1 protein-coding gene is annotated in these 271 nt (G+C 73.1%); it reads right to left on the bottom strand.

The window, feature by feature from the left end; all coding sequences use genetic code 11:
• Positions 1–271 (bottom strand): ComEC/Rec2 family competence protein (locus AX681_RS15265; protein ID WP_197424299.1); only part of this gene is annotated, 271 nt, incomplete at both ends.

Raw genomic sequence — 271 nt, 5'->3', positions numbered from 1 at the left:
CGAGCCGCAGCGTGATCGCCTGTCGCCCCAGCATCATCGCCGCCAGCACCATCAGCGCCGCGATGCACGACCGCACCGTCGGCACCTCCGCCCCGGTCAGCAGCGTATACCCCCCCGCCGCCAGCCCGGCGACGCCCGCTGCGATCACCGGCAACGGCCAGCGCAGCGCCAGCCATGGGCTGAGCGCCAACAGCCGCAGCACCAGCAGCATCGTCGCCCCGACCACCGCCGTGACATGCAACCCGCTCACCGACAGCAAGTGCGCCAGCCC

Origin of the sequence: Sphingomonas sp. CCH9-E2, assembly GCF_001557215.1 — a bacterium.
Classification (GTDB): Bacteria; Pseudomonadota; Alphaproteobacteria; order Sphingomonadales; family Sphingomonadaceae; genus Sphingomonas.
This window is presented reverse-complemented; position numbering and strand designations above follow the sequence as displayed.